This window comes from Methylobacterium durans (assembly GCF_003173715.1).
In the GTDB taxonomy this organism is placed as follows: domain Bacteria; phylum Pseudomonadota; class Alphaproteobacteria; order Rhizobiales; family Beijerinckiaceae; genus Methylobacterium; species Methylobacterium durans.
Window position 1 is genome coordinate 5596605 of the sequence record NZ_CP029550.1, and the last position, 21095, is coordinate 5617699.

The 21095-nt window shown below is 67.2% G+C and carries 34 protein-coding genes, 2 tRNA genes and 1 pseudogene; 15 read left to right on the plus strand and 22 right to left on the minus strand.

The window, feature by feature from the left end; genetic code table 11:
* Positions 1–407 precede the first annotated feature (407 nt).
* Entirely contained in the window at positions 408–626 is a 219-nt protein-coding gene (locus DK389_RS25965) for a DUF6894 family protein (RefSeq protein WP_109894011.1), read from the minus strand.
* 302 nt (positions 627–928) lie between these two features.
* On the opposite strand from DK389_RS25965, the gene DK389_RS25970 reads away from it, so the two are divergent.
* Positions 929–1306: a hypothetical protein gene (locus tag DK389_RS25970; protein ID WP_109894013.1), complete on the plus strand. Its 378-nt coding sequence runs from the start codon at positions 929–931 to the stop codon at positions 1304–1306.
* Positions 1307–1336: 30 nt separating this feature from the next.
* Here DK389_RS25970 and DK389_RS25975 read toward each other — a convergent pair whose 3' ends face one another.
* From DK389_RS25975 to DK389_RS25990, 4 genes are all read right to left on the minus strand, one after another.
* On the minus strand, positions 1337–2125 hold the full coding sequence (locus tag DK389_RS25975) for a cobalamin-binding protein (protein ID WP_109894015.1): 789 nt from the start codon (positions 2123–2125) through the stop codon (positions 1337–1339).
* Between the two features lie 6 nt (positions 2126–2131).
* Positions 2132–2659 carry a hypothetical protein gene (locus DK389_RS25980; RefSeq protein WP_162560864.1) on the minus strand — a complete coding sequence of 176 codons (528 nt, stop codon included), beginning with the start codon at positions 2657–2659 and terminating at the stop codon, positions 2132–2134.
* 105 nt (positions 2660–2764) lie between these two features.
* Positions 2765–3163, minus strand: a complete 399-nt coding sequence (locus DK389_RS25985; protein WP_109894019.1) for a response regulator — start codon at positions 3161–3163, stop codon at positions 2765–2767.
* Positions 3163–3354, minus strand: coding sequence for a hypothetical protein (locus tag DK389_RS25990; RefSeq protein WP_109894021.1), 192 nt, complete (start codon positions 3352–3354; stop codon positions 3163–3165). Before DK389_RS25990 ends, DK389_RS25985 begins: the two co-directional genes overlap by 1 nt.
* 203 nt (positions 3355–3557) lie before the next feature.
* On the opposite strand from DK389_RS25990, the gene DK389_RS25995 reads away from it, so the two are divergent.
* The 3 genes from DK389_RS25995 to DK389_RS26005 all read left to right on the plus strand — a co-directional run bounded on the left by DK389_RS25995 (position 3558) and on the right by DK389_RS26005 (position 4975).
* Positions 3558–4133 (plus strand): GDSL-type esterase/lipase family protein, encoded by a 576-nt coding sequence (locus DK389_RS25995; protein WP_109894023.1) that lies wholly within the window; start codon positions 3558–3560, stop codon positions 4131–4133.
* A gap of 137 nt (positions 4134–4270) precedes the next feature.
* Positions 4271–4567: a hypothetical protein gene (locus DK389_RS26000; protein ID WP_109894025.1), complete on the plus strand. Its 297-nt coding sequence runs from the start codon at positions 4271–4273 to the stop codon at positions 4565–4567.
* Positions 4568–4771: 204 nt separating this feature from the next.
* Entirely contained in the window at positions 4772–4975 is a 204-nt protein-coding gene (locus DK389_RS26005) for a hypothetical protein (RefSeq protein ID WP_109894027.1), read from the plus strand.
* Between the two features lie 7 nt (positions 4976–4982).
* Here DK389_RS26005 and DK389_RS26010 read toward each other — a convergent pair whose 3' ends face one another.
* Complete coding sequence (locus DK389_RS26010) at positions 4983–5366, minus strand: TonB family protein (RefSeq protein ID WP_109894029.1); 384 nt, start codon at positions 5364–5366, stop codon at positions 4983–4985.
* 334 nt (positions 5367–5700) lie between these two features.
* Here DK389_RS26010 and DK389_RS26015 point away from each other — a divergent pair, with 334 nt between their 5' ends.
* Positions 5701–6081 (plus strand): septal ring lytic transglycosylase RlpA family protein, encoded by a 381-nt coding sequence (locus DK389_RS26015; protein ID WP_109894031.1) that lies wholly within the window; start codon positions 5701–5703, stop codon positions 6079–6081.
* A 51-nt stretch (positions 6082–6132) separates the two neighbouring features.
* Here the strand turns inward: DK389_RS26015 and DK389_RS26020 are convergent, their stop codons facing one another.
* The 3 genes from DK389_RS26020 to DK389_RS26030 form a co-directional block, all read right to left on the minus strand.
* On the minus strand, positions 6133–6318 hold the full coding sequence (locus DK389_RS26020) for a hypothetical protein (protein ID WP_109894033.1): 186 nt from the start codon (positions 6316–6318) through the stop codon (positions 6133–6135).
* A 104-nt stretch (positions 6319–6422) separates the two neighbouring features.
* Positions 6423–6704, minus strand: coding sequence for a hypothetical protein (locus DK389_RS26025; protein WP_109894035.1), 282 nt, complete (start codon positions 6702–6704; stop codon positions 6423–6425).
* A 150-nt stretch (positions 6705–6854) separates the two neighbouring features.
* A complete protein-coding gene (locus DK389_RS26030) occupies positions 6855–7118 on the minus strand; it encodes a hypothetical protein (RefSeq protein WP_109896847.1) in 264 nt (87 codons plus the stop codon).
* 356 nt (positions 7119–7474) lie between these two features.
* Here DK389_RS26030 and DK389_RS26035 point away from each other — a divergent pair, with 356 nt between their 5' ends.
* A complete protein-coding gene (locus DK389_RS26035) occupies positions 7475–8563 on the plus strand; it encodes a calcium-binding protein (protein WP_109894037.1) in 1089 nt (362 codons plus the stop codon).
* A gap of 170 nt (positions 8564–8733) precedes the next feature.
* On the opposite strand, the pseudogene DK389_RS26040 reads toward DK389_RS26035, so the two are convergent.
* Together DK389_RS26040 and DK389_RS26045 are read right to left on the minus strand one after the other, a co-directional pair.
* A pseudogene (locus DK389_RS26040) lies at positions 8734–9105 on the minus strand (calcium-binding protein); the annotation flags it as partial.
* A gap of 14 nt (positions 9106–9119) precedes the next feature.
* Positions 9120–9686 carry a hypothetical protein gene (locus DK389_RS26045; RefSeq protein WP_162560865.1) on the minus strand — a complete coding sequence of 189 codons (567 nt, stop codon included), beginning with the start codon at positions 9684–9686 and terminating at the stop codon, positions 9120–9122.
* A 168-nt stretch (positions 9687–9854) separates the two neighbouring features.
* On the opposite strand from DK389_RS26045, the gene DK389_RS35780 reads away from it, so the two are divergent.
* Positions 9855–10121 (plus strand): glycosyl hydrolase family 28-related protein, encoded by a 267-nt coding sequence (locus DK389_RS35780; protein ID WP_109894041.1) that lies wholly within the window; start codon positions 9855–9857, stop codon positions 10119–10121.
* The gene (locus DK389_RS32930; RefSeq protein WP_162560422.1) at positions 10076–10267 is read left to right on the plus strand and encodes a hypothetical protein; all 192 of its coding nucleotides are present in this window, start codon (positions 10076–10078) and stop codon (positions 10265–10267) included. Before DK389_RS35780 ends, DK389_RS32930 begins: the two co-directional genes overlap by 46 nt.
* A 446-nt stretch (positions 10268–10713) precedes the next feature.
* Here DK389_RS32930 and DK389_RS26055 read toward each other — a convergent pair whose 3' ends face one another.
* The gene (locus tag DK389_RS26055) at positions 10714–11301 is read right to left on the minus strand and encodes a hypothetical protein (protein ID WP_109894043.1); all 588 of its coding nucleotides are present in this window, start codon (positions 11299–11301) and stop codon (positions 10714–10716) included.
* 525 nt (positions 11302–11826) lie between these two features.
* Here DK389_RS26055 and DK389_RS26060 point away from each other — a divergent pair.
* Positions 11827–12783, plus strand: a complete 957-nt coding sequence (locus DK389_RS26060; RefSeq protein ID WP_162560866.1) for a methyltransferase domain-containing protein — start codon at positions 11827–11829, stop codon at positions 12781–12783.
* Between the two features lie 705 nt (positions 12784–13488).
* Here the strand turns inward: DK389_RS26060 and DK389_RS26065 are convergent.
* Together DK389_RS26065 and DK389_RS35030 are read right to left on the minus strand one after the other, a co-directional pair.
* A complete protein-coding gene (locus DK389_RS26065; RefSeq protein WP_162560867.1) occupies positions 13489–13941 on the minus strand; it encodes a hypothetical protein in 453 nt (150 codons plus the stop codon).
* Positions 13942–15016: 1075 nt separating this feature from the next.
* Positions 15017–15151 carry a hypothetical protein gene (locus DK389_RS35030; RefSeq protein ID WP_257791913.1) on the minus strand — a complete coding sequence of 45 codons (135 nt, stop codon included), beginning with the start codon at positions 15149–15151 and terminating at the stop codon, positions 15017–15019.
* Positions 15152–15181: 30 nt separating this feature from the next.
* Here DK389_RS35030 and DK389_RS26070 point away from each other — a divergent pair, with 30 nt between their 5' ends.
* Positions 15182–15391, plus strand: a complete 210-nt coding sequence (locus tag DK389_RS26070; protein ID WP_109894049.1) for a hypothetical protein — start codon at positions 15182–15184, stop codon at positions 15389–15391.
* Between the two features lie 25 nt (positions 15392–15416).
* Here DK389_RS26070 and DK389_RS26075 read toward each other — a convergent pair whose 3' ends face one another.
* The gene (locus DK389_RS26075; protein ID WP_109894051.1) at positions 15417–15698 is read right to left on the minus strand and encodes a hypothetical protein; all 282 of its coding nucleotides are present in this window, start codon (positions 15696–15698) and stop codon (positions 15417–15419) included.
* A gap of 1 nt (position 15699) precedes the next feature.
* Positions 15700–15876, minus strand: coding sequence for a hypothetical protein (locus DK389_RS32935; protein WP_162560424.1), 177 nt, complete (start codon positions 15874–15876; stop codon positions 15700–15702).
* A gap of 74 nt (positions 15877–15950) precedes the next feature.
* On the opposite strand from DK389_RS32935, the gene DK389_RS26080 reads away from it, so the two are divergent.
* Positions 15951–16538 carry a DUF1643 domain-containing protein gene (locus DK389_RS26080; protein WP_109894053.1) on the plus strand — a complete coding sequence of 196 codons (588 nt, stop codon included), beginning with the start codon at positions 15951–15953 and terminating at the stop codon, positions 16536–16538.
* 81 nt (positions 16539–16619) lie between these two features.
* Here DK389_RS26080 and DK389_RS26085 read toward each other — a convergent pair whose 3' ends face one another.
* The 5 genes from DK389_RS26085 to DK389_RS32945 all read right to left on the minus strand — a co-directional run bounded on the left by DK389_RS26085 (position 16620) and on the right by DK389_RS32945 (position 18683).
* Positions 16620–16913: a hypothetical protein gene (locus tag DK389_RS26085; RefSeq protein ID WP_162560868.1), complete on the minus strand. Its 294-nt coding sequence runs from the start codon at positions 16911–16913 to the stop codon at positions 16620–16622.
* A gap of 190 nt (positions 16914–17103) precedes the next feature.
* The gene (locus DK389_RS32940; RefSeq protein ID WP_162560869.1) at positions 17104–17502 is read right to left on the minus strand and encodes a hypothetical protein; all 399 of its coding nucleotides are present in this window, start codon (positions 17500–17502) and stop codon (positions 17104–17106) included.
* Between the two features lie 60 nt (positions 17503–17562).
* Positions 17563–17781: a hypothetical protein gene (locus tag DK389_RS26095; RefSeq protein WP_109894059.1), complete on the minus strand. Its 219-nt coding sequence runs from the start codon at positions 17779–17781 to the stop codon at positions 17563–17565.
* A gap of 158 nt (positions 17782–17939) precedes the next feature.
* Positions 17940–18236, minus strand: coding sequence for a hypothetical protein (locus DK389_RS26100; RefSeq protein WP_109894061.1), 297 nt, complete (start codon positions 18234–18236; stop codon positions 17940–17942).
* 228 nt (positions 18237–18464) lie between these two features.
* Positions 18465–18683, minus strand: coding sequence for a hypothetical protein (locus DK389_RS32945; RefSeq protein WP_162560870.1), 219 nt, complete (start codon positions 18681–18683; stop codon positions 18465–18467).
* 211 nt (positions 18684–18894) lie between these two features.
* On the opposite strand from DK389_RS32945, the gene DK389_RS26105 reads away from it, so the two are divergent.
* Together DK389_RS26105 and DK389_RS26110 are read left to right on the plus strand one after the other, a co-directional pair.
* Positions 18895–19200: a hypothetical protein gene (locus DK389_RS26105; protein ID WP_109894063.1), complete on the plus strand. Its 306-nt coding sequence runs from the start codon at positions 18895–18897 to the stop codon at positions 19198–19200.
* 84 nt (positions 19201–19284) lie between these two features.
* Positions 19285–19551, plus strand: coding sequence for a hypothetical protein (locus tag DK389_RS26110; protein ID WP_109894065.1), 267 nt, complete (start codon positions 19285–19287; stop codon positions 19549–19551).
* 7 nt (positions 19552–19558) lie between these two features.
* On the opposite strand, the gene DK389_RS26115 is transcribed toward DK389_RS26110, so the two are convergent.
* Positions 19559–19634: transfer RNA gene (locus DK389_RS26115), tRNA-Asn, on the minus strand.
* Positions 19635–19854: 220 nt separating this feature from the next.
* Between DK389_RS26115 and DK389_RS26120 the strand changes: the two genes are divergently transcribed.
* A tRNA-Cys gene (locus DK389_RS26120) sits at positions 19855–19928 on the plus strand.
* Between the two features lie 169 nt (positions 19929–20097).
* A complete protein-coding gene (locus DK389_RS26125) occupies positions 20098–20751 on the plus strand; it encodes a protein-L-isoaspartate O-methyltransferase family protein (protein ID WP_109894067.1) in 654 nt (217 codons plus the stop codon).
* The last annotated feature ends 344 nt before the right edge of the window (positions 20752–21095 follow it).

The window sequence follows — 21095 nt, forward strand, 5'->3', positions numbered from 1 at the left end:
CGGCGGGCGGGAGGGAGGCGCCCGGAGGCGATGCGTCGGCGTGTCCGTCAAGGCCCCAGTCCGCAAGCCCGGATCCGGTGAGGCCCGGCCGCGCGGGCCTACCGGAGGGACGCCCTGACGGGATCGACCGGAGTTATAGCAAATGCTTTAAATGTAACAATTGGTATTTCGTTAAACCCATACCCGGGGCATGATCGACACAACCGATTCGCGCTCGCATTTTTGGATCACGACTTCAGTACAGGAGGCGCGTCATGCTGTCCGGCGTTGGAGTTCCGGAGGAGAGGCTCCTGTCCGGCGAGGCGCTGATCTCCTCCGCATCCCCGGTCCAGCCTGGATCGGCCGGCGCCCGGGTCCGCGCCCATGTGCGAGCCGTCCTGCGGAAGATCCCGCGGCTGCCCCTCGCCTCAATCGAGGTGGAGCGTGCTTAGGAGGATCCCTGCCTCGTCCTTGATCTCCAGCTGCCAGTCGCCGGCATCGCCCGGCAACTCGCCCTCCGTCCGGAGTTCGGCGATGGCAGCGAGCGCCTCCACCAGCGCCTGATCGAGATCGTCGGCGACGACGCCCGTCGGATCCTCGATCACGGTCTCGGCATGCACCAAGCGGAAAAAGTAGCGCTGAGGCATCGGTCGCTGCCGAGAGGGTTATTCGTGGTTAGGCAGCAGCCAGGATCGGATCGGCCCTGCGCGCATGAGGCAATACGGACGGCGTCCTTGTAAAGCCTCCTTCCGGTGGAGCGGACACGCTGCGGCGAGAGCAAAGGGCTTAGCACCCTCTCGGAGACGCGGTACCCGGCACGGGCGGCACCGGCGCCGGGGCGGTTCGGCGCATCGGCGCGGGCGCGCCGGGGATCCGGCGGCATCTGCCGGGAGCGGGGGCGGCTCGGGGGCGTTGTCACGGGAATGTCCGCTCGGGACCGGAGGAGCAGGTGGCGGCAAAACTCGCGGATGCGGTGCGGGCGGCCGCCGAGGATGGGCGCGTTCTGGCTCGGGACTTCCCGGGCGGGGCCGGCCAGGACGAGCTGCCCTTCGCGGTGACGGCCGCGTTCGATGCCCGGGTTCGCGGACAGGTGGAGCGCGATCCGCGGATCGAGGACGAGCGGGACCGGGTTCTGATCGCGGCCGTCAAGCTGGCGCAGACACCGCCCGCCGAGGAGCCGGACGGCTTCGTGAAGGCGCGCGCGGGATTGATCGCGGCGATCGACGCGCTGGAGCGGGCGACCCTGCGCCACGGCATCGTGAGTGCCCGCGGCGCGCGGGCGGGCGGCGGCGCGCCCGGCGAGCGCCTCGCGCAGCCATCCGCGTGATCGGATCGGCCCTCGGGATCCGATCGGTCCTCAGGGGGCCGTCCCGTGCAGGGCGGCGCGCATCGCGTCGAGGCCGTCGGTGAGCGCGGCGGGACCCGGCTGCAGGATGAGCGCCGACTTGATCTCCACGATCCGGCCCCGGGCCACGGCGGGGATCGCCTCCCAGCCCGGGCGCGCCGCGATGCGCGCCGGCACGACCTTCTTCCCGCACCAGGAGGCGAGGATGAGGTCGGGCGCGGCCGCGATCACCGCCTCCGGCGCCACGATCCGGTCCCGCGCCGCGGGCGCGCGGGCGAGATCCGGAAAGACGTCCTCCCCGCCCGCGATCCCGATCAACTCCGAGACCCAGCCGATGCCCGAGATCGGCGGCTCGTCCCATTCCTCGAAATAGACCCGCGGGCGCGGTCCCGCCCGCGCCGCCGCGGCGATCTCGGCGAGCCGCGCCTCGTAGCCCGAGGCGAGGGCTTCGGCGCGCCCGGGACAGCCGACCAGGGCGCCGAGCATCCGGATCATCGCGAGGATGCCGGCAACGTCGCGCTGGTTGAAGAGATGCACGGCGATGCCCGCGCGGGCGAGATCGGCCGCGATCCCCGCCTGCAGGTCGGAGAAGGCGAGGACGAGATCGGGCCCGAGAGCCAGGATCTTCGGCAGGTCAGCGCTGGTGAAGGCCGAGACGCGCGGCTTCTCCCGGCGCACCTGGGGCGGCCGGACCGCGTAGCCCGAGACGCCGACGATGCGGTCCTGCTCCCCGAGGAGGTACAGGGTCTCGACCGTCTCCTCCGTGAGGCAGACGATCCGCTCCGGCGGGAAGCGGCGCACGCCGCCTCAGGCGGCGCGGATGCGCCGCTGCGCGAGGGCGCTCGCCGCCGCCGGCAGGGCGAGCGCGGCCGCGAGCGTGCCGAGATTGATCAGGAACAGCCGGGCGACGATGGCGGGCGCGTAGGCCTCGGCGCTCCCGGGCAGCACCAGGCCGGCGAGGACGAGGACGGCCTCGTAGACGGCGAAGGCCGCGAGGAGGGCGGCGAGCGCGCGCGCGACCTTCACGCGCCGCGCGACCGCCGCGGCGGCGGGAACCGCGAGGAGAGCCGCGCAGCCGATGGCGAGCCCCCAGGCGAGGGCGGACGCGTCCCAGGGATAGCCGAGGAGGCCGAAGCCGACGCCCTGGTTCAGGCACCAGGCCGCCCCGACGCAGAGGAGCGCGTCCCGGCGCGGCAGCGCGAGCGCGGAGAGGGCCGCCAGGGCCGCGAAGGGCGTCGCGCAGGCGAGGGCGGCGCTGAGGACGATGGAGGCGACCCCGACGAGGAGGAGCGGGAGGAACCGCGGGGCGGGCAGGGCGGGCGCTTGCTGCGTCATGCGCATCTCTTCGGATCGGATCTTCGGATCGGACGGGCCAAGGTCCTGGCTCGCCGCATCCTATCGCAGATCGGATCCCGGCGCCTCCCGGCGGCGCGGCGTCCGTCAGGTCACCGGAGGGTGCGGCGCGTGCACCGCCCGGTGCGCCTCGACGAGGATGTCGAGGGGAAGCCACGGCCTCCTCAGGCAGGTCGCGGAATCCGGCAGGTCCACGGTGCAGGTCTCGGGTTCCCGAGCGGTGACGACGAGGCGGATGCCGGGCCAGAGCTTGCCGACCGCCGCCGCGAGGCGCAGTCCATCCCGCTCGGTGCCGAGCGTGGCCCGGGTGACCAGGAGGGCGACGTCGTTGCCGCAGCTCTGCAGCACCTCGACGGCCGCCTTGCCGCTCGCACAGGTGATGACGTCGAGTTCCGTCTCCTCCAGGAGCGCCACCGCCCGCGCGCGCTCGGCGGCGACGCTGTCGACCACGAGAGCCAGGGGCGGCGTGTGGGTGAGGGTGCGCATCACTCCGCGTCCTTCCGCGCCTGTTGCCGCAAGCGGCGCTTCAGTTCGGCCGCGAGCGTCGTCCATCGTTCCGGGGGACTCTGCGTGAGTTGCGGATCGTAGAGTTCCGCCAATCCGCGCGCGATCCCGTGCAGCCTGGGGTCAGCGGTAACGTCGGCATTGAACGGGCGACGTGTGCTGCAGTCGCGCATAAGATTCCTTCCTGGGGGACGCCTTCGCCGTCCTCCCGAATTCTGGATTAACCTGTGACAGGTTTTGATAACCAATGACGCGAGCCGCAGATGGTTTCACCGCGACCGTACCTTACCTTGCGGCGGATGCAGGAACGGGCGACCCGCGGCTCCGGGACGAGGCCCTCATCGGGACGGCCGACCGGGATTCCAGCGGAGCAGGGATGACAGTGGAGGGCGTGCCGCGGCCGATCGTCTTCATCGGCGATTCCATCACCGAAGGCTGGGGCGATGCGCGTCCCGGCCTCTTCGCGGCACACGGCTTCGTGAACCGCGGGGTGGGTGGCGAGACCTCGGGACGGATCCGCGCGCGCTTCCGGGCGGATCTCGTCGCGGCGGCAGCACGCGGCGTGCACCTGATGTGCGGGATCAACGACATCGCCGAGGTCGAGGGCCCGGTGCCGCTCGGCCGGGTCCAGGACAATATCACCGCGATGGTCGCGCAGGCGCGGGACCTGGGGCTGCCCGTCTGGCTCGGCTCGGTCACGCCGGCCGCCGCCATCGCCTGGAACCCGGAGATCATGCCCGGACCCGCGATCGCGATCCTCAACGCCTGGCTGAAGGATCTCGCCGCGACGGAGGACGCCCGCTTCGCCGATTACCACGGGGTGCTCGCCACGCCGTCCGGCGCGCTCCGGCCCGAATTCGGAACGGACGGCGTCCATCTGAGCGATGCGGGCTACCGCGCCATCGAGCCCGTTCTGCTGGCGGCCCTGCACGGCCGGGACCGCGCCTCCTGACGATCCGGCGAGCCGGATCGACCGGGTGCGGGCGCGCCCGAGAGCGCCCGAGAGTTCCCTTGCCGGGACACGGGCGCGGACCGATAACGGGCTGCCGTGCCGCGGACGCGATCCGCCGGCAGGCGGAGGTCGTCGCCATGGCAGGTTTCCGGCTCTCAGCGCTCGCGGGCATGCTCGTCCTGGGGTCCGCCGCATCGGCGCAGGACCGCCCCTACACGCCCGCCCTGACCTGCCAGACCGTCCGCGGCCTCGTGGAGCGGGCTGGCGCCGTGACGCTCTCGACGAGCGCCAACGCCTACGAGCGGGTGCTGCGGACGGGGGGCGCCTGCACCGGCGACACGAGCGCCGCCCCCGCCTTCGTTCCGGCCCGCGACGACCCGAGTTGCTTTGCCGGTTACCGCTGCCGCCAGCGCAACACCGACACGAGCTACTAGGTCCGGGGACCGTCCCACCGACGCGGCGATCGCGGCGCAAGCCCGGGCCGCCGGGATGCGCGGTGGTGCCGGGCGTTCGGCGGGGGAAGCGATCCCGTCTCGACGGCAGGGCACGAGGCAATCGCAGGACACGACGCAATCCACGCAACATTCGACGGGCGCGACGCGATCATCCTGCAACGCGACCGATCTACGACGGGCGGCATGACGAACCGCATCGCCCTGCCCATCCGCCTCCTCTGGTGCCCGCTCGCTCTCGGGCTCGCCGTCCTCGCCCTCGGCGTCGCGTGGCTGATCCGGCCGCGCGGGCTCGATTTCGACAGCGAGAACTTCCTGTCCTCGGCTCTCGGCGCCATCGGCGTCCTGATGGCGCTCTCGGCGCTGCCTCGGCGCGACGAGGAGGCGTGAGCCTCCGTCAGCGCCGCCGCGCCAGATCGAGGGGAAAGCTGAGTTCGGTCGTTCCGTCCTCCGTCAGAAGCTCCGACGGCGGCGGAGCGAAGGGTGCGGCCGCCCGCGCGGCCGCCAGCGCCCGGGCCTCGAGAGCCGCGGAGCCCGAGCCTCCCTCGACGCTCGCGTCCTTCAGGCTGCCGTCGGCGGCGATGCGGACGCGGATCGTCACCGTCCCCCCCCGCGAGCGCGGCGCCTCGGCACGGTCGGCCGCGCCGATCCGCGTCACCACCGTCGAGAGCCACTGCCGCACGGCCGCACCGACGGCCGGCTCCGCGCGCAGCGCCCCCGGCGCGGGCAGGCAGAGAACGACGCAGACGCAGAGGCGGAGCAGCAGCGGGCGCAGGAACATCTGGGTCTCGGAAGCGGGCAGGGCGGACGGAGCGTTCCGCGTCCCTCTTCCTGCCTCCGAAAAGGCAGCGGCCTAAGGGCCAAAGGGTGACCATTTGCCGACAGGACGCATCTTGGCGTCACAGATAGCTCCTTCCGAAGGCAAATGTTCAGCCCGCGAAGTACACGACGAATAGCGCCGATGACCTGCGAAGGATCGATCCGAATATTTTCCAGGCTACGCGCACGAAATGCGGCCCTCCAAGCCCGGATTCGGCCATATTGCACCGCAACATAGTGTCGCCGCATTCTCCGACATTTTGCCGGCCCGTCGAAAACAACAACGGGAATGCAAGATGGTCTCGACCGTCCGCCACGCGCTGTTCACTCTTGCCGTCACGGCCGGGCTCGCCGCCAGCGGCCTCGGCGCCACGGACGCTCAAGCCAGAGGCGCTCACGCCCAATCCGGCGTCGCCTCTTGGTACGGGCCGGGATTCCAGGGCCGGCGCACGGCGAACGGCGAGCGGTTCAACACGCACGCGATGACGGCTGCCCACCGCACGCTGCCCTTCGGCACCCGTGTGCGCGTGACGAACAGGACCAACGGACGGTCCGTGGTGGTGCGGATCAACGATCGCGGCCCGTTCGTCGGAGGCCGCGTCATCGACCTGTCGAACGCGTCGGCCCGCGCCCTCGGCGTCTCGGGAACGGCCCGCGTCAGTCTCGCCCGGCTCTGAGGGCGGCGATGCCCTCTTCCCGCGGGCGGGAAGAGGGCCCCGGTCAACCGATCACTGGCCGGCCGGCTTGTTGGCCGGGGGCGGTGCCGGAGAGGCCGGCGGCGGCGGCGCGGGATTCGTCGGTGCCGTCGTCGTGGTGGCCGGCGGGTTGGGCGGCGGAGCCTCGGCCTTCTTCTCGTCCTTGCAGGCCGTGAGGGCGAGCAGGGCGGCCAGGGGCAGAAGAATCTTCATGCGCATGAGCGTTCCTCCGTTCGTCGAGTGAACCCAATCAGGGACGGAAGAACGCCGGGGCGCCGCAAGAGTTCAGCAAAACCGGTGGAGGAGAGCTTTCCGGCACCGATTCAGGCATCCAGCGGGGCCGGAACGGGCTCCGGACCCGCCGCGGACCGGCGTGGCGCGTGACGGAAATCGCCGAGGCCCCGCGCCCGGATCCAGAGCTGGTAGGCACGCTCGCGCGCGTTGTAGGCCTGCCGCAGGCGGGATCCGGGCTCGCCCCGCGCCTCCGGGGTGTAGCGCAAGCGCGCGACGGCCGTCTCGCCGTGGCGCTGGATCATCTCCGCACGCCAAGCCTCGTCGGCCCGGCGAAACAGGATGTCGGTGTTCTGCCGGTTCGCTGCCGCCAAGGTCCGCTCCCGGAGATCTCGTCCGCCAGCCGGATGTGCGGCGGCTCACTCCCCTGATCTGGAGCGGGACCGCGCGAAGTCACCGGTGGGGCGGCCCGGAATCGGCGAGACCCCGGAGGCTCTCAGCTGATGGCTCTCAGCTGGAGCCTCTCAGGCAGCGCCCGCGCGGCGGATCGCATCGACGACGGTCTCGACGAACGCCTCCGCCTCCGCGCCGAGGGAGAGCCGGGTCTCGCTCGCGGTGAGAAGGCCGCGCTGCTCGAGCTCGGCCACCCCGTCCGGGTCGGCCTCGTGGCCGTGGCCGTCGCGGCGCACCACCGCGGCAACGCGCTCGCCGCTCAGGAAGCGGTGATAGGCGGCGAACGTGAAGATCGAGAGAGCCTTGTCGGAGAGACCCTGGGTGTTCGTTGCCATCGACATCCATCTCCTTGATCCGTCGAGACGCAACGCGGCAGGCCGGCTTCGGGTCCAACGGGTGCAGGCTGTCGTTCCCCGTTCAGCGAGCACAAACAGAGAAACGCAATAATTCCCGTCTCTATTCGCACAAAATCTGCAGCTTTGCCGTATGTTGCACCTGCTGCGGAGGTCGATACATTTTGACGCAGTCTAAAACATGTCGTTCCTGCCGATCGATATCCACACGAAAACCCAACTCTCTTCTTGCAGTGCGGTATGTAAAGCTCAGCTAATCCATGTGGAAGCCGACGACTTGCGGAGACCTAGCCTCGCGTGAGGCTGACAGTCAGCTGTCCAGCTTAGGAGCAGCACGCATGGCGACGATTTCTGGTACCAACGGCCCCGACAACCTGACCGGCACGGCCGCGGACGACATCATCCTCGGTCTTCTGGGCAACGACATCATCACGGACCCGGGCGGGTTCAACCGGATCGACGGGCAGGACGGCAACGACACGATCACGGGCGGCAACGACCTCGACTACATCGCCGGCGGCCCCGGCGACGACACGATCTTCGCCCGCGACGGGAACGACCAGCTCATCGGCGAGGCCGGCAACGACACCATCTACGGGCAGGCGGGCGACGACTATGCCGCCGGCAATCCAGGGGACGACGTGCTCTATGGCGGCCTCGGCAACGACTTCCTCGTGGGTGAGGCCGGACGCGACCAGGTCTTCGGCGAAGACGGCAACGATTTCGTCGCCGGCGGCGACGACGACGACGTGCTGGACGGTGGTGCGGGCAACGACCTCGTCGACGGCGACCTCGGCAACGACACCCTCTTCGGCCGCGCCGGCAACGACGTCCTGTTCGGCGATGCCGGCGACGACCGGATGACGGGCGGCCCCGGGGACGACATCCTCGACGGCGCGCTCGGGCGCGATACCGCCGTCTTCGACTTCAGCCTCGCGGGCGCCACGGTCGATGCGCGGGGCGTGCTCGCCACCGTCGGCGGGTCGAGCGGCACGGACACCGTCAAGAACGTGGAGGTGTTCGAATTCTCCGACCGTACGGTCGTTCAGGGGGACGGCATCGTGCTCGTGGACGACCTCTACTACCTCAGCCGGAACCCGGACGTGGCCGCTTCCGGCTTCGACGCCGAGGTGCACTACGCCACCTTCGGCTGGAAGGAGGGGCGCGACCCGAACGCCTTCTTCGACACGTCGGGCTATCTCGCAGCCTACGGAGACGTGCGGGCGGCCGGCGTCAACCCGCTCGAGCATTACATCAATTTCGGCTGGAAGGAGGGTCGCGATCCGTCGGCCGACTTCGACACGCGCGGCTACCTCGCGGCAAATCCCGACGTGGCGGCCGCCGGCTTCAACCCGCTCGAGCATTACCTCGCCTTCGGGGCCGTCGAGGGCCGCGCCGTGGTCAGCGACGGCGTCTTCTTCACCTGATCGCGTCGACAAAAAGCCCCGCGGCCGTCGAGGCCGCGGGGCGAAGTGGTCGGAACGAGACGCAGGGACCTGCTCTCGCCCGGGGATGATGCGCGCCGGCCCGGACCCGGCCAAGGGGCTCCACCCCGCCCAAAGGGGGCCCCGAGAAGGCGCAGAAGGATTAGTGCCCCTCAGCCGAAGACGCCGTCGTCGACCACGGCGCGGCCCTCGGCGGCCCCGTAGGCGAGGTAGTGCTCCAGCGGGTTCATGCCGGCGGCCGCCACGTCGGGGTTCGCCGCCAGATACGACTTCGTGTCGAAATCGTCCGACGGGTCGCGTCCCTCCTTCCAGCCGAAGGTGCGGTAATGCTCGAGCGGGTTGACGCCGGCCGCCCGCACGTCGCCGTAGGCGTTCAGATACCCTTCCGTGTCGAAGAAGGCGTTCGGGTCGCGCCCCTCCTTCCAGCCGAAGATGGCGTAGTGCTCCTCCGCATCGAAGCCGGAAGCGGCCACGTCCAGGTTCCGGCTGAGGTAATGCAGATCGTCGACGAGCGCGTTGCCGTCGTTCTGGCGCACGATCAGCCCGCCGAAGACGAAGGTCTCGACGGAGGTCGTCTGGACGGACACGTCGCCGATCCCCCCGCCCTCGTCGTCATCATCGTCGTCATCGTCGCCGCCGGGGCCGCAGCCTGAACCGGAGCGGCATCGTCATCGTCGTCGTCATCATCGTCGTCATCGTCGCGCGATGAGATCGTGGCGACCACGCCCCGAGAGTCGATCCTGAGATCGCCGATCGAGGCTCCGAGATTGAGGATGTCGACGCCCGTGCCGCCGTCGAACACGAAGCGGCCGTTGACCACGTCGAGCGTGTCGTTGCCGGCGCCGCCGAAGAAGGTCCCGTTCGTGAAGGTCGCGTTCAGGGCCTCGTTGCCGTTGCCGCCGAACACGGTGACCTGATTGAAGCTGTCGTCGTCGCCGGTGACGTTGAACAGATCGTCTCCGCCGTTGGGATAGATCTCAATCGGATCGTCGTCCTCGCCGATCGTGAAGATTTCGGTCGCGCTCGTGCCTTGCACCACCCTTGCCACGTATTCCTCCCATCGTCCGGCCAGAAGGCCGCCATCCTGCCGAGAGTAGGCGGGCAAGCACTCTCTGTTAAGCGCCTAATAAACCCGGACGCGATTGCCTATTTGTCCTGATTATTGTGCCGAAAGGACCCGCCTTCCGGCGGGGAGGCACCGCAACCATTCCGTGGTGGCGCGCAAGCCCGTTCAACGGCGGAGCGGACGGCTCTCCGGTCGGTCGACAAGGGGATGCACACGCACAATGCGTCGGAATATCCGTCGATCCAAGCCGCCATAGATGCCGCCGAGGGAAACTCAAATGGAGGGGCGGTCTATATTCCGGCCGGCGTCTACCACCTCGAAAACACATTGAGAATTTCAAATTCGGGCCTGAGCATCTTCGGAGACGGGCCAGACTCCACTATCCACGCGAATGCCAAGCTCACGGCATCAGGGTCGAAAGCGGATCGATGGACCGCTACCGCATCACGGGCAACGACTTGTCCCGCAACCTGACGAGCGGCCTGTTCGACGAGGGCACGGGTCGCAAGATCGTGCGCGACAACATCGATTGGAGCGACCAAGCGACGTGGGTTGAATCGCCGCCCCCGACCGTCAATCCGAGGCCAGAGAGAAGCCGGTTCGGCTGGCCCAGGCGCTGAGACACCGCACGCGCCCGCGGCCGAAGACCGGAACGCCTGAGGCTCCGTGGCCGGGTATGGAGTGGCTGTGGATCAGCGCCACGCCACGATCCGCATCGAACACGACTTCGCGCACGTCGGGGGAGCTCGCTTGCGAACGCGAAGAGGGGCGCCGGGTCGGCTCGACCCGCTTCGGAATGGCCGGAACCCGGGCGAACGAAACGCTGCTGTCCAACCCCGGCAAGGACCGTGTCGAACCGGTCCGAGCAGGATCAGAGAAACGAAGCGAGTTCAGAAGGATAGCTGGCTGCCCGAGTGGAACTCGAACTTACGATGACGCGGTTCACAGTCGGGGCGATGCGGTTCAGGTCAGGGCGTGCCAATCCAAGGAGAGGCATGACTGCTGCTGACAATGAAAAGGCGGGACCCGAAGGCCCCGCCTCTTCCCGTGCCGATCGGAGATCTGATCAGGCCGCGAGCAGGCCGTGCTGCAAGGCAGAGACGATCGGATCGACGACGTCGATCTGGATATGCTGCGATGCGTAGACAGCCGTGTGATCGGTGTTCGTCTCGGGCAGGGTGATGTCGATCGTCCCTCCCTTGTTGTCGGCGTGGCCATCCAGGCTGCCGTAGCCGAAGTTGAGCGAATTCTGGGAGAGGTGCGGGTTCGACCCGTCTTCGTCGCCGAGGACGGGGGCTTGCGTATTCCGGTTCACCGAGATGTCGGTGCCGCTGCTGAGGTGCTTCAGGTCGAAGACGAAGTGCTCGCCGTACCGGTTATTCACTTCGAGCGTGAAGCCCTTGCCGCCATCGGTGACCGTGTTCACGCCGGTGTTGATCGAGAAGTCGAACGATATCCCGGAACGATTGGCGTTCGAGCCCTGCTCGCTGTTCAGGCCGTTTTGGATGCCCGAGTCTGCCGTGAAGTGGACGGAGCCATCGTCCTGCAGCGTACCGACAATTGTGTCGCCGGTCCAATAGCGGACACGCAGGCCGAGCTCGGCTCCCGACGTGGCATCCTTGGTGATCGCCCAGTCGGCCAGACCGCTCCTCAAGCATACGCCTCATCCCGCGCCATCGCCGGTGAAGAGGACGCCGGTCCTTTCCTGTTCAGAGCCCCAAGGGCCGATGGCGCCCACCTCACGTTGACCGCAGCGTCATCCTTGCAAGTGCTGCTGCAGTCGGGTCGATGGCGGGATTAATACCAAAAAGTCGATTTGCAGCGGATTACATTAGAATTACCTTCAAGGTGTGGAAACTCAGCTTAAATTCCGGATGCGCGACATCGCACGATCAGATTTGCAAGGTCGATGGCTACTCATTCAGAATGGGCTCTTGGCTGACAAAATTCTGATGAAAAATATTCGCCACCTGAAATCCAAGCAAGGCAGAAATTTCAGGAGGCGTCATCATCCAGCATAGTTCGTCGATGATCACAACTCTATAATCGCCAATCTAAAGATGGGGCATGATTCATGTACTTGAATAGCGCCTTCTCAAATCAGCGACAAACGCTGCTCCGCTTGAGACGTCAGATTCGACGCTCTGCGCAGAGATATATTGGGCGATATCCCAATGCTATGGTCGTTACGCTCCTACTGTATAATCTTTGGTGGAAATTACGACACATAGCAGGCCGATCCACGACAGAAGTCAACGCGCTTGTCAGCGAGTTCGATACGAATGAGGCCTGCGACTACATCGAGGGGAATTTCGCAGGCTACGAACTCGCGGCCGGAACGACGCAGTTTTCGGGCCGCATGCTGGAGATTGGACCGGGCGGCTCAGCCGGAGGTGCATTGTTAGCGCGGGAAGCAGGCTGTGAAGCCGTCGATTTGGTCGACCGGTTTGTTGTCGTGGCGGACGAACGCCGAATGTCGGCTGTCTATCAGGAGCTCGCACGCCGCCACAATGTGGAGCAATTTCGGGTCGGACCAAGCTGGAGTAAATTCAATCTTTCCGAAATAAGCTGGTTCGAAGGACACTCGGCCGAAAGTTTTCTGTCGCGCTGCGCACGCGAGTCCGCGAATTATTATTCATGGATCGTATCGACGGCGGTCGTACAAGATCTATACAATCCCTTGTCCGCCCTGCGTGACATGGTCACGTGTTTGAAGCCTGGCGGAAAAATGGTTCATTATATCGATACTCGAGATCAAGGCTTCTTCTCACAATACAACCATGAGCTGACTTGGTTGACGATTCCGTCTTTTCTTTGGCCCGCCCTGACGCGAGCGTCAGGGGCTCCGAATCGGGTGCTTCTCCACCGCTACGAGGCGGTTCTTGCTGAATTGGAACGAAAGGGCCTCATCACGTATAAAATTTTCATAACTGGCCTTTTAGGCAATACGTCTCTCGACAAGCGACAAACGCTGGACGACATAAGTGAACATTTATGGGCGCCCCCTTTGGCGGAAGTGGAAGCGAAGAAGGCAGGTTTTGCCAAAGAATTTCGACAGGTTCCCTCGAAATACCTGGCGGTGACCTCGTTCGTACTTGTAGTGGAAAAGACGTCTTCAAGTACCAGCTCGAATTAAGAAACCCACGCCGCGGCGATTCCCTCGTCGGGGGTGTGCGTCGCCGCCAGGTTCGACATGCGGTGGCGCATCCTCCGGCGGTGCAACGCCGAACGATGGTGCATGCGGCGGTGAGACATGCCAGGCGGGCTCGAAAGGAGGTCGTCGGGCTGTCGTCCTCGCGGCTTCATTGCCCCGCCTGACCGGGGAGCGAGCATGAAAAGCCCCGCGAGCCGTGAGGCTGCGGGGCGAGTGCCGGTCTTGAGCAAGAAGCCGTTCCACCTGCGAACCGAGGGAGGTTCCATGCTGGCGGAACCGCGCCGGGAGGAGCCCTCCCAGCCCGGCCATCCTGCCATCACACGCCGGCTCGCGAACTCACGCAGGTGAAGCGCGGCGCGAAAAAGTCCCCGTCAGCGATCAGGCGCAGGGCTGGGTCGGGTGCATCGGGTTCGCGCGCGGCCCGCCGCCAGCTGAGGGGCAGGGGCTCCGGCAGCGCGGCCGCGCCGGACGGGTCGTGGGAGGATCCCGCTCCAGCCGCCGTGCGGCGTGTGCATGAGAAAGCCCACCGCGGCAGGCGATCCGCCGGGTGGGCCGAGCTGGGTCTCTCGCGCCAGTGAGCTGCCCTCCGAAGACCGCCGCAGGACGTTGGGCGATCCAATGGCAGCGGTCGGATCGGTCTCGGATCGCACGCATCCACAGTGGCCGAGAGCGACCCGCCGGCCGCCGTCAACGGCTCGGAGAGCGCCGGATCTGGTCGATGTTCTCCGTCGTCAGATCGGTGTAGATGCGCCGGCTGTACTCGGACGACGGAAGGCTCCTGTAGGATGCGAGGCGCGCCGCATCGAAGCTCGTCTCCCCGACGGTGAAGGTCGGGACGTTTCGCTCCTGATCATTCCTGATCGTTTCGCTGTAAGGCTTCATCTTCGGGCCGCATCCTTCGCAGACCGAGACCAGCCAGGACTGCCAGAGGCCGTTCGTCCGCTCTTGAACCGTCTCGGATCGCTCGCGATGTGCGGAGGCGAGCTGCATCGTATCCAGATCGGTCTGTTGTTTCGTGGGTTGGCCAGATGGGACGCTGCGCTGCAAGTCTTCCCTATTCGGCGATGGATTGGTCAGCGCCGATTGCGCTCCAGCAGAAGACTGAACACAGAGCAGCGCCAAGCTTGCGATAGCTAGCACACGCATGGTTATCTCCTAATGAGGGGACAACAGCGCGACCGGGCTGAGGTTCTTGTGCCTAACCGTACTGCAATTTTCTAATATCAATTGTCATACACAAAGCTCGGTCGACTGACGATGCGGGCTGCGCCTGCCTCCGAGCGCCTTTGCGATGCCGGTCCGCGCTGCTCCCCAAGCCGCGATCCCTCGCATCGCACGATTCGACATAGCCGACGCGAACCGGCGCGAGCGCTGCATCAACGCAAGAGGGCAGGGGTGCTGCGACCAGCACCGTCGCCGCCGGCCGCGAGCGCGGAAGCTCCGTCGCCCCCGGCCCGCCCGACCTCGCGCGCCTTGAGCGCGAAGGCGGCCGAGGCTCATCGGCAGCGATGGGCGAGGAGCAGACGGTGTTTTGCATCCGCCATGGTCTCGCCCTGGCGTGAGGGCACCTCCACCGGAGCGGACGGCTCCTGGCGCGGGTGGGTGGCTGGAATACGCGGCGACAAGGCCGAGGGCGGCGCCCCTATCAGGCGGCCGTCGTCGACAGTTCAGGCGAAGACAGGGCGAACATCGCAAGGGCGTAACCTGCCCAGCCCACCGCTTTCGTTGATGTCAGGCCAATGAAGGAACCGGAAATGTACGTAGAGCCGGGCGCAGCCCTCGCTGCGGCCGCCGAAGCTCTAGGATCAGCGGTACGATGCCCGTAAGCAGATTGCAGCAGAAACACTTCCTTACACAGGTAGGAGCGTTTGCTGACTATCGGCCAGGGGAGTCTTGACTTGCTGCTACGGTAGGTAGTTGATCTGCGCGACGGGCAGGAGGTGAACTTTTCAAATCTCGCCATGACGCAGGCAGAGGACGCCGAACGATCGATTGCTGGCGTGTGCTGTCGTGCGCGTGGAGTGGGGCCAAGCTCGAGGCTCAGCGGCCGAGGGGCTGTGCTGACATCCATCATCCGACAGGCGTCGCGAAGATGAGAGGTCGCTCGAGCGTTTTCGGCGATGTCCTCTGCCGATGAGTCAAGGCCCGCAGGCACGGCCTTGTCCTTCGAGACGATTGTCGCCCCGCGCGCCACTGCCGAGAACTGCGCGGCGCGTCACGCCTGCAAAGCAAGCCGACGGTCTTCCTGCATGCGGAAGGAATCCGCGTCGGCCGTCGCGCGTTCGCGTGCTGCCGTGATCGAGACGTGAGCGAAGCCGGTGGGCGGCTGGTGACAGGCGGCAGACATCACGCGGCCCTCCGAATGTCGGAGTTCACTGGAATGCAGGACGAGATCGAGCGGCTGAACGGCGAGATCGCGGGGCTTTGCGAGCACGAACCCGATCGCCGCGTGGCGTTGCACAATCGGCTCTGGCTGCGCATCAACGACGCCGACCGAGCCATAGCCGAGCTTGGGTTTTGGCTCGCGATCGTGACGGTCCTCTGCCTCGTCGAGGCAGTCGCGATCGGGCTGCTCTGTTGCTTCCGTTGATCTGCCATCACGCGACGAACCGCCATCACGCGGCCCTCGGCTCGGGTGGCGCGTCACCGTTGGCGGCGGTCGTTCCGAAGATCTCCGGGCAGAGCAGGCGCCCGCCGATGCCGCGCGCGCCCTCCGTCTTGATCGCGAGACGCGGGGAGACCCGGCAGCCCTTCCTGGCCTCCCGGATCGCGGCCTGAGACGCGCCGCACGCTGCGGCGCGCTTGGCCCCGGACCCGCGATCCTTGATCGCGGCCTCGACGAGGACGGCCGCCGCATGATTGCATGCCCTCCACGACGCCGCTCTCAGCGCAAGCACCTCACCCCTCAGCCTTGTCGGGCTGCCCCGTCCTGGCGCCCCCGTTCGGATCGGTCGAATCCTCGCCGGCCTCGTCCGGGTCGGTGCGCCCCTGAGGGGTCAGACGCGGCGCCGCGATGTCGGATTCGTCGGCCTGAGAACGGGGTTGCCGGGGCTTCTTCTCGTCGTCAGCCGTCATGCGCGCTCTCCGATGTCTCTGTCCAAGCCCAACGCCCCGCCGAAACGACAGTTCGCCGAACGTGGAGCCGCCCCATGAAGCCGAGCACCCTCACCGACACAATCCAGCGGGCCGCGTCGCTCTCGCGCTGCGGCACCTACCGCTTCACGCTGACCCGCAGGTGGGGCGAGGGCGGTCGCGTCTGCTTCATCGGGCTCAACCCGTCCACGGCAGACCACCGCATCGACGATCCGACCGTGCGCCGCTGGATCCACTTCGCCCGGGCCTGGGGCTACGGCGGGTTCACGGCGGTGAACCTCTATCCCTACCGGTCCTCCTGCCCGGACGCGTGCCGCGCGTGGTCGCGATGGGAGGACGACGGCCCGAACCGGCACGTCCGCGACGCCATCCGGGAGAATTGCGGGATCGTGGCGCGCGAGGCCAGAACCGCCGCGCTCGTGGTGCCCTGCTGGGGCGCCGGCACCTGGGATCCGCACGGGATCGAGCACGTCCTCGAGGAGATCCGGACCGGCGAGGCACCCTGGCCGGATCTCCACTGCTTCGCGCGCTCGAAGGACGGCTCGCCGGCCCACCCGATGGCCCGCGGCCGCAACCGCATCCTCGACCATGCCCAGCCGGTGCTCTGGCGCGCCGGATCGCCGAGCGACGGAGCGGCCGCATGATTCCCGCTCAGCGCAGCACCAGGGGCAAGGGTGAGAGCTGCGGGTCCGTCTCGCCGATGCTTGCTCAGTGGGATTGCCGCCTCAGTGGGCGTGCGGCGAGGGAAGATCCTCATCGGCCAACGCCGTCTCCACGACGAAGCGCAGATAATCGTCGAGCGTGCTCAGACTTTGCGTTGGCACTTGCGAAATCGGATATGCGTCCCGGATCAGTTGCAGATCGCGTCTGATGCCCGCCAGCAAAGCGGGCCGGAGATGCGTGCTGACGTTCGGATTCAGTTGCTCGCAAGCAACAATCAGCGATCCGAGCGCTTTGGACAGAACAACCACGCCGATTTCATTCGCAACCTCAGCGTCTTTTGCGTCGCAGCGAACCATGACGCCGACTCCAAGTGTGCAAAGCTGTATAATTTTCTTAGGCAACCCCCATATTTCTGTCGAGCACGTAAACATGCTTCGTCCAATAACGCACGCAATTCACTCATACTTTGTGATTACAGGACACGCGCGCACGCTCAATACTCCACCGCCACCTGCCTGGGAGAGACGGGGCCTTGCGTGCGGATCGTCAGTGTCTGGAACACTCACGTGCTGAGGTGAGCACCTCTTCGCCGGCGGTCTCCCGCGCGATCTGCACCTCGTCGAGCAACCACTGCTCGACATGGGCCGCGTGCGCGGCATCCTCAAGGTTCAGGAGTTCGCAAAACAAATCGTACTTGCCCGCCGGATCCTCGGGCGGCAGTTCCTCTAAAATCGTCAGCAACTGCCTTGCAATTGAGCGTGATCGCGCCTTGCGACAAGCCAAGGATTGTGAATTTGCCAAAGTACGCACTCCACAAATCTTTGGCACCAGCTGGCGCAAACCTCCGCGTTTCTTCGATGGCCGCACAATAAAGCCGATTAACTTCCGGCCCTTCGTACCTTTTCGTGCGCTGACCGCGCGCAGGACCGCATGATGCGCGCACAAGCCCTTCCGTGTCCCGGACACGCCATCGAAGGCGAAGACGCGCCCGATCGCCGTTCAGGATCACCGTCCCACGGCAATGCCGAGAATGGCGGCCTCATAATGCGGGAGATCGTCCGCGATCCGGACCATGGCCTGATGATACAGCACGGTGCCAACGACCATGGCGAGGAACAAGGCGGCGCCCACCAGGAATGGCGTCAAGGCCGCCGCATGACGATCCGCGGTCTGTATGAGGATGCTGCCGATCGCGAATGCAATGAGCCACGTCAGATCGAACATATCCGATCTCCGTCACTTCAGAGCCTATCCGCTTCTGGGGAAGCGCTACTTGTAGAGACGAGAAGGCGAGGAGGTGTCATCCCTGGGCTGCATGACATGCGTGCGTCCGCGCACGTGATTGCGAGGGCCGCCCGATGCGCTTGGCGCCCCTCCGGCCCTCACCGGTCGCCGCGCTCGCCCCGCAGCTCGGCCCGCACCCGCAGCGCAACGGCGCGGATCACGTCGCGACCGGTACGGAGCGTCAGCGAGATGTCGCACATCAGGTAGAGCCGCTCCGCGATGACACACTCGATATTCCCGAGCATCAGCCTCGCGGCGGTCGCGCCCTCGGTCCGATACGTGCGCGCGAGCTCGGAGAGCATCTGCTGCAGAAGGAGCATCGCAAGGCGATCGACGATCGTGTCGGTCGTCGGGTCGATGGGCCGTCCGCTCTGTTCTGGCAACGCCTGGGCCATGACCAATGCGATCACAGAAGATGGGAGCCAAAAACAATCTACGTTACGGAGCGGGGACTTCTCGACCGGCGAACAGGACTACCTCGTTCGGTCTACTCGCCTGATGCCTCCGCCCCATCCCGACGCCGCCCGGGCCGGCGCGCCGGCAAGGGGGGCCGCGATGGCGCCCCACCCGGTCATCGTCAGCAATGCGATGCTGCCCACGGCCCTTGGCGGGCAGCGCTCGCGTCACATCGCAGGTCCATCCTCCAGCAACCGCCGCGCAGCCACGACCGCACGGATTGTTTGCGGGCTGAGGCCGCCGGCACGAGCGTGCCCCTCGATCTCGCGCAGACGTTCGAGAAGGACAGGCACAGGTTCGCTCGCGCCTTCGAGAGCAGCCTGGGCCAGCTTCATGATGAGGCGGCAGAAGGCTTCCTCTTCGAATTCTTCGACGAGCATCGTCATTGAGCTTGCATCAAGTCTCCGCATGGACGGATTTTTATGGCACAATCTGACGATTGCAATCGTACTAAATAACCACCGTAAAATATTATTTTGCTTCGTCTCATCGCCGAGGAAATCTTGGCCCGCCGACGCCCTCGACATCGGAGCCACAGCGTGAGCATGACCTTCAGCACCGCCGACACGCTCCGCTGCGCCGAACGCGCGGTGCGCCATGGCTGAGCGGCACGAGCCTGGCCGCACGGCCTACGAGGCGCGCTTCGCCGGCTTTCCGCTGGGCCAGCGCGGCATCGCGCCGGCCTGGGCGGATCTCGGGCCGGAGGCGCGGGCGATCTGGGCGCGGGTCGAGGGCGCCGTGCTCAGGGATTTCCGGCAGGCCGCCGCGATGCTGATCGATGCCCGCATGGCCGAGACGAGGGCCCGGTCCGCCGAGGCCGTGAATGAGGCCCTGGAGGCCGAGCGGCGGGCGGACGCGGCGATCAACCGCCTGGAGGCTCTCGCGAAGGGGGAGGACGCCTGAGGCAAGCCCTGGAAGCGGTCGCACGTCTCGCCCTCGTTACAGACGGTCGCCCGCGCGGCCGGAAGGCCGGACGAGGCCTGGAACATGGACAGCCGGGCAGGGGCGGCGTCGGAAGCCTGCGAGGCGGGCGCCGAGCCGGCCGACGCGATGCGCAGAGCGACGCACGCGCAGATGGCGACGGCGATGATCGACACGTGCGGAGGAATGGTGCGGTCGAGCCGCGTGGCCGAATTGCGGGCGGCGCGCCGGACGGGTCGCGGGGAGGGCAGAGAGCGCCTCCGGACCATGCGCGGCAACAAGCACAGTCACGCGCCTCGACCGTTGGTCGAAGACGTCACGCCAAGTGCCTGAAAAGATTTGGCTCCCCGAGTAGGACTCGAACCTACGACAAAGCGATTAACAGTCGCTTGCTCTACCAACTGAGCTATCGGGGATCGCGGCGGTGTCTCTACACAGCCCGGATGGCGGGCGCAAGAGTGATCGGGCGGCTTGTTTGACGATTCCGTCATGAAAATCGGCGGGCGCGGGCCGGAGGGCCATCACCGCGAGAATCACCGTTGCCCAGCGCACCGACCCTCTGCTAGACACCGCCACTCGCCGGGGCGGCCGCCCGCTCCCGGGGATGCGCCCCCGCTCGCGGGAGCGGCGCCGGACGGCCTCGTGGCGGAGTGGTTACGCAGAGGACTGCAAATCCTTGCACCCCGGTTCGATTCCGGGCGAGGCCTCCACCTTCTTTCCCCGCCCCCGTTTCATCCGCGGCGGGTTCCGCCCGGCACGACGTCCTTGCCTTTTGGCGGCCGATCCTCGAAAAGCCGCCAACCTTGAGCGCCGGTGCCGGCCCGGGACGCGGGCGGGGGCACAATGCGCCGGGGCAGGCAGCGAGGGAAGACGGCCATCATGCTCGACTACGCGCAGGCGCGACGCCTCATGGTCGATTGTCAGCTGCGAACCTTCGACGTCAACGACAACGCCGTCCTCGACGCCTTCGACACCATCCCGCGCGAGCGCTTCGTGCCGCAGGGGCGCGAGGACTTCGCCTATATCGATCAGACGCTGCGCCTCGGCGGCGGGGACGGCGACGCCCGGTTCCTGCCGGCCCCGATGGTGCTCGCCCGCCTGATCCAGGCGCTCGCGATCCGTCCCGGCACCCGCGTCCTCGACGTCGCCACGGGATACGGCTACGCCGCCGCCCTGATGAGCCGGCTCGGCGCCCATGTGGTGGCGCTCGAGGCGGTGCCGGACCTCGCGGCGGCCGCGCGCGAGCGCCTCGCCGGGACGGCCGAGGTGATCGAGGGGCCCCTCGCCGCCGGCGCGCCCGGTTCCGGCCCCTTCGACGCGATCCTCGTCGGCGGCCGGGTCGAGGTCCGCCCCCAATCCCTCCTCGACCAACTCGCGGATGGCGGCCGGCTCGCCTGCGTGATGGGGCGCGAGCGCGCCGCCAAGGCGACGCTGTTCGTGCGCGCGGGCGACGCATTCGGTGCGCGCCCCTTGTTCGACGCGTCCGTGCCGGCCCTCTCCGCCTTCGCCGCCGAGGCCGGCTTCAGCTTCTGACCGCGTTCGCCCGGCACGCTCATTCGATCTGTGGTTGTACAACCGCGGACGTTCCGCCGCTCCGCGTCGCGCCTCTCCCGAGTTCGTACGTCGCCGGACCGTCGTCGCGAGCGCGCCCGGGCGACCCGCTCGGGGCGCCCTCTGACGGGGATAGCGTGGATAAGGACGCCCGCGCCCGCGAGGCTCCCCGCCAAGTGTCGCTTTTATGCGCCACCCCACCGCGATTCTGCCGCCGAGGCCGCCACGCCCCTGGGCCCGGGTGCTCAAGCTCGGCTAAAGTTGCATCAGGGCGGACTTGAGCCGGATCGCGCGTAACACCGCGCCGCTTCCGTCACGGAGACGGG

Bases quoted from the DNA above. Each gene is read 5' to 3' on its own strand.
- DK389_RS26100 (WP_109894061.1), bottom strand. From the start codon at position 18,236: ATGGCCCAGGCGTTGCCAGAACAGAGCGGACGGCCCATCGACCCGACG.
- DK389_RS26010 (WP_109894029.1), bottom strand. From the start codon at position 5,366: ATGTTCCTGCGCCCGCTGCTGCTCCGCCTCTGCGTCTGCGTCGTTCTC.
- DK389_RS26020 (WP_109894033.1), bottom strand. From the start codon at position 6,318: ATGCGCATGAAGATTCTTCTGCCCCTGGCCGCCCTGCTCGCCCTCACG.
- DK389_RS26030 (WP_109896847.1), bottom strand. From the start codon at position 7,118: ATGGCAACGAACACCCAGGGTCTCTCCGACAAGGCTCTCTCGATCTTC.
- DK389_RS25985 (WP_109894019.1), bottom strand. From the start codon at position 3,163: ATGCGCACCCTCACCCACACGCCGCCCCTGGCTCTCGTGGTCGACAGC.
- DK389_RS32945 (WP_162560870.1), bottom strand. From the start codon at position 18,683: ATGACGATGCTCGTCGAAGAATTCGAAGAGGAAGCCTTCTGCCGCCTC.
- DK389_RS26035 (WP_109894037.1), top strand. From the start codon at position 7,475: ATGGCGACGATTTCTGGTACCAACGGCCCCGACAACCTGACCGGCACG.
- DK389_RS26110 (WP_109894065.1), top strand. From the start codon at position 19,285: ATGGACAGCCGGGCAGGGGCGGCGTCGGAAGCCTGCGAGGCGGGCGCC.
- DK389_RS25965 (WP_109894011.1), bottom strand. From the start codon at position 626: ATGCCTCAGCGCTACTTTTTCCGCTTGGTGCATGCCGAGACCGTGATC.
- DK389_RS26015 (WP_109894031.1), top strand. From the start codon at position 5,701: ATGGTCTCGACCGTCCGCCACGCGCTGTTCACTCTTGCCGTCACGGCC.
- DK389_RS26080 (WP_109894053.1), top strand. From the start codon at position 15,951: ATGAAGCCGAGCACCCTCACCGACACAATCCAGCGGGCCGCGTCGCTC.
- DK389_RS26070 (WP_109894049.1), top strand. From the start codon at position 15,182: ATGCAGGACGAGATCGAGCGGCTGAACGGCGAGATCGCGGGGCTTTGC.
- DK389_RS25990 (WP_109894021.1), bottom strand. From the start codon at position 3,354: ATGCGCGACTGCAGCACACGTCGCCCGTTCAATGCCGACGTTACCGCT.
- DK389_RS26000 (WP_109894025.1), top strand. From the start codon at position 4,271: ATGGCAGGTTTCCGGCTCTCAGCGCTCGCGGGCATGCTCGTCCTGGGG.
- DK389_RS32930 (WP_162560422.1), top strand. From the start codon at position 10,076: ATGGACCGCTACCGCATCACGGGCAACGACTTGTCCCGCAACCTGACG.
- DK389_RS25995 (WP_109894023.1), top strand. From the start codon at position 3,558: ATGACAGTGGAGGGCGTGCCGCGGCCGATCGTCTTCATCGGCGATTCC.
- DK389_RS32935 (WP_162560424.1), bottom strand. From the start codon at position 15,876: ATGACGGCTGACGACGAGAAGAAGCCCCGGCAACCCCGTTCTCAGGCC.
- DK389_RS35780 (WP_109894041.1), top strand. From the start codon at position 9,855: ATGCACACGCACAATGCGTCGGAATATCCGTCGATCCAAGCCGCCATA.
- DK389_RS26105 (WP_109894063.1), top strand. From the start codon at position 18,895: ATGGCTGAGCGGCACGAGCCTGGCCGCACGGCCTACGAGGCGCGCTTC.
- DK389_RS26085 (WP_162560868.1), bottom strand. From the start codon at position 16,913: ATGGTTCGCTGCGACGCAAAAGACGCTGAGGTTGCGAATGAAATCGGC.
- DK389_RS25980 (WP_162560864.1), bottom strand. From the start codon at position 2,659: ATGACGCAGCAAGCGCCCGCCCTGCCCGCCCCGCGGTTCCTCCCGCTC.
- DK389_RS26095 (WP_109894059.1), bottom strand. From the start codon at position 17,781: ATGTTCGATCTGACGTGGCTCATTGCATTCGCGATCGGCAGCATCCTC.
- DK389_RS26060 (WP_162560866.1), top strand. From the start codon at position 11,827: ATGGTCGTTACGCTCCTACTGTATAATCTTTGGTGGAAATTACGACAC.
- DK389_RS26125 (WP_109894067.1), top strand. From the start codon at position 20,098: ATGCTCGACTACGCGCAGGCGCGACGCCTCATGGTCGATTGTCAGCTG.
- DK389_RS26005 (WP_109894027.1), top strand. From the start codon at position 4,772: ATGACGAACCGCATCGCCCTGCCCATCCGCCTCCTCTGGTGCCCGCTC.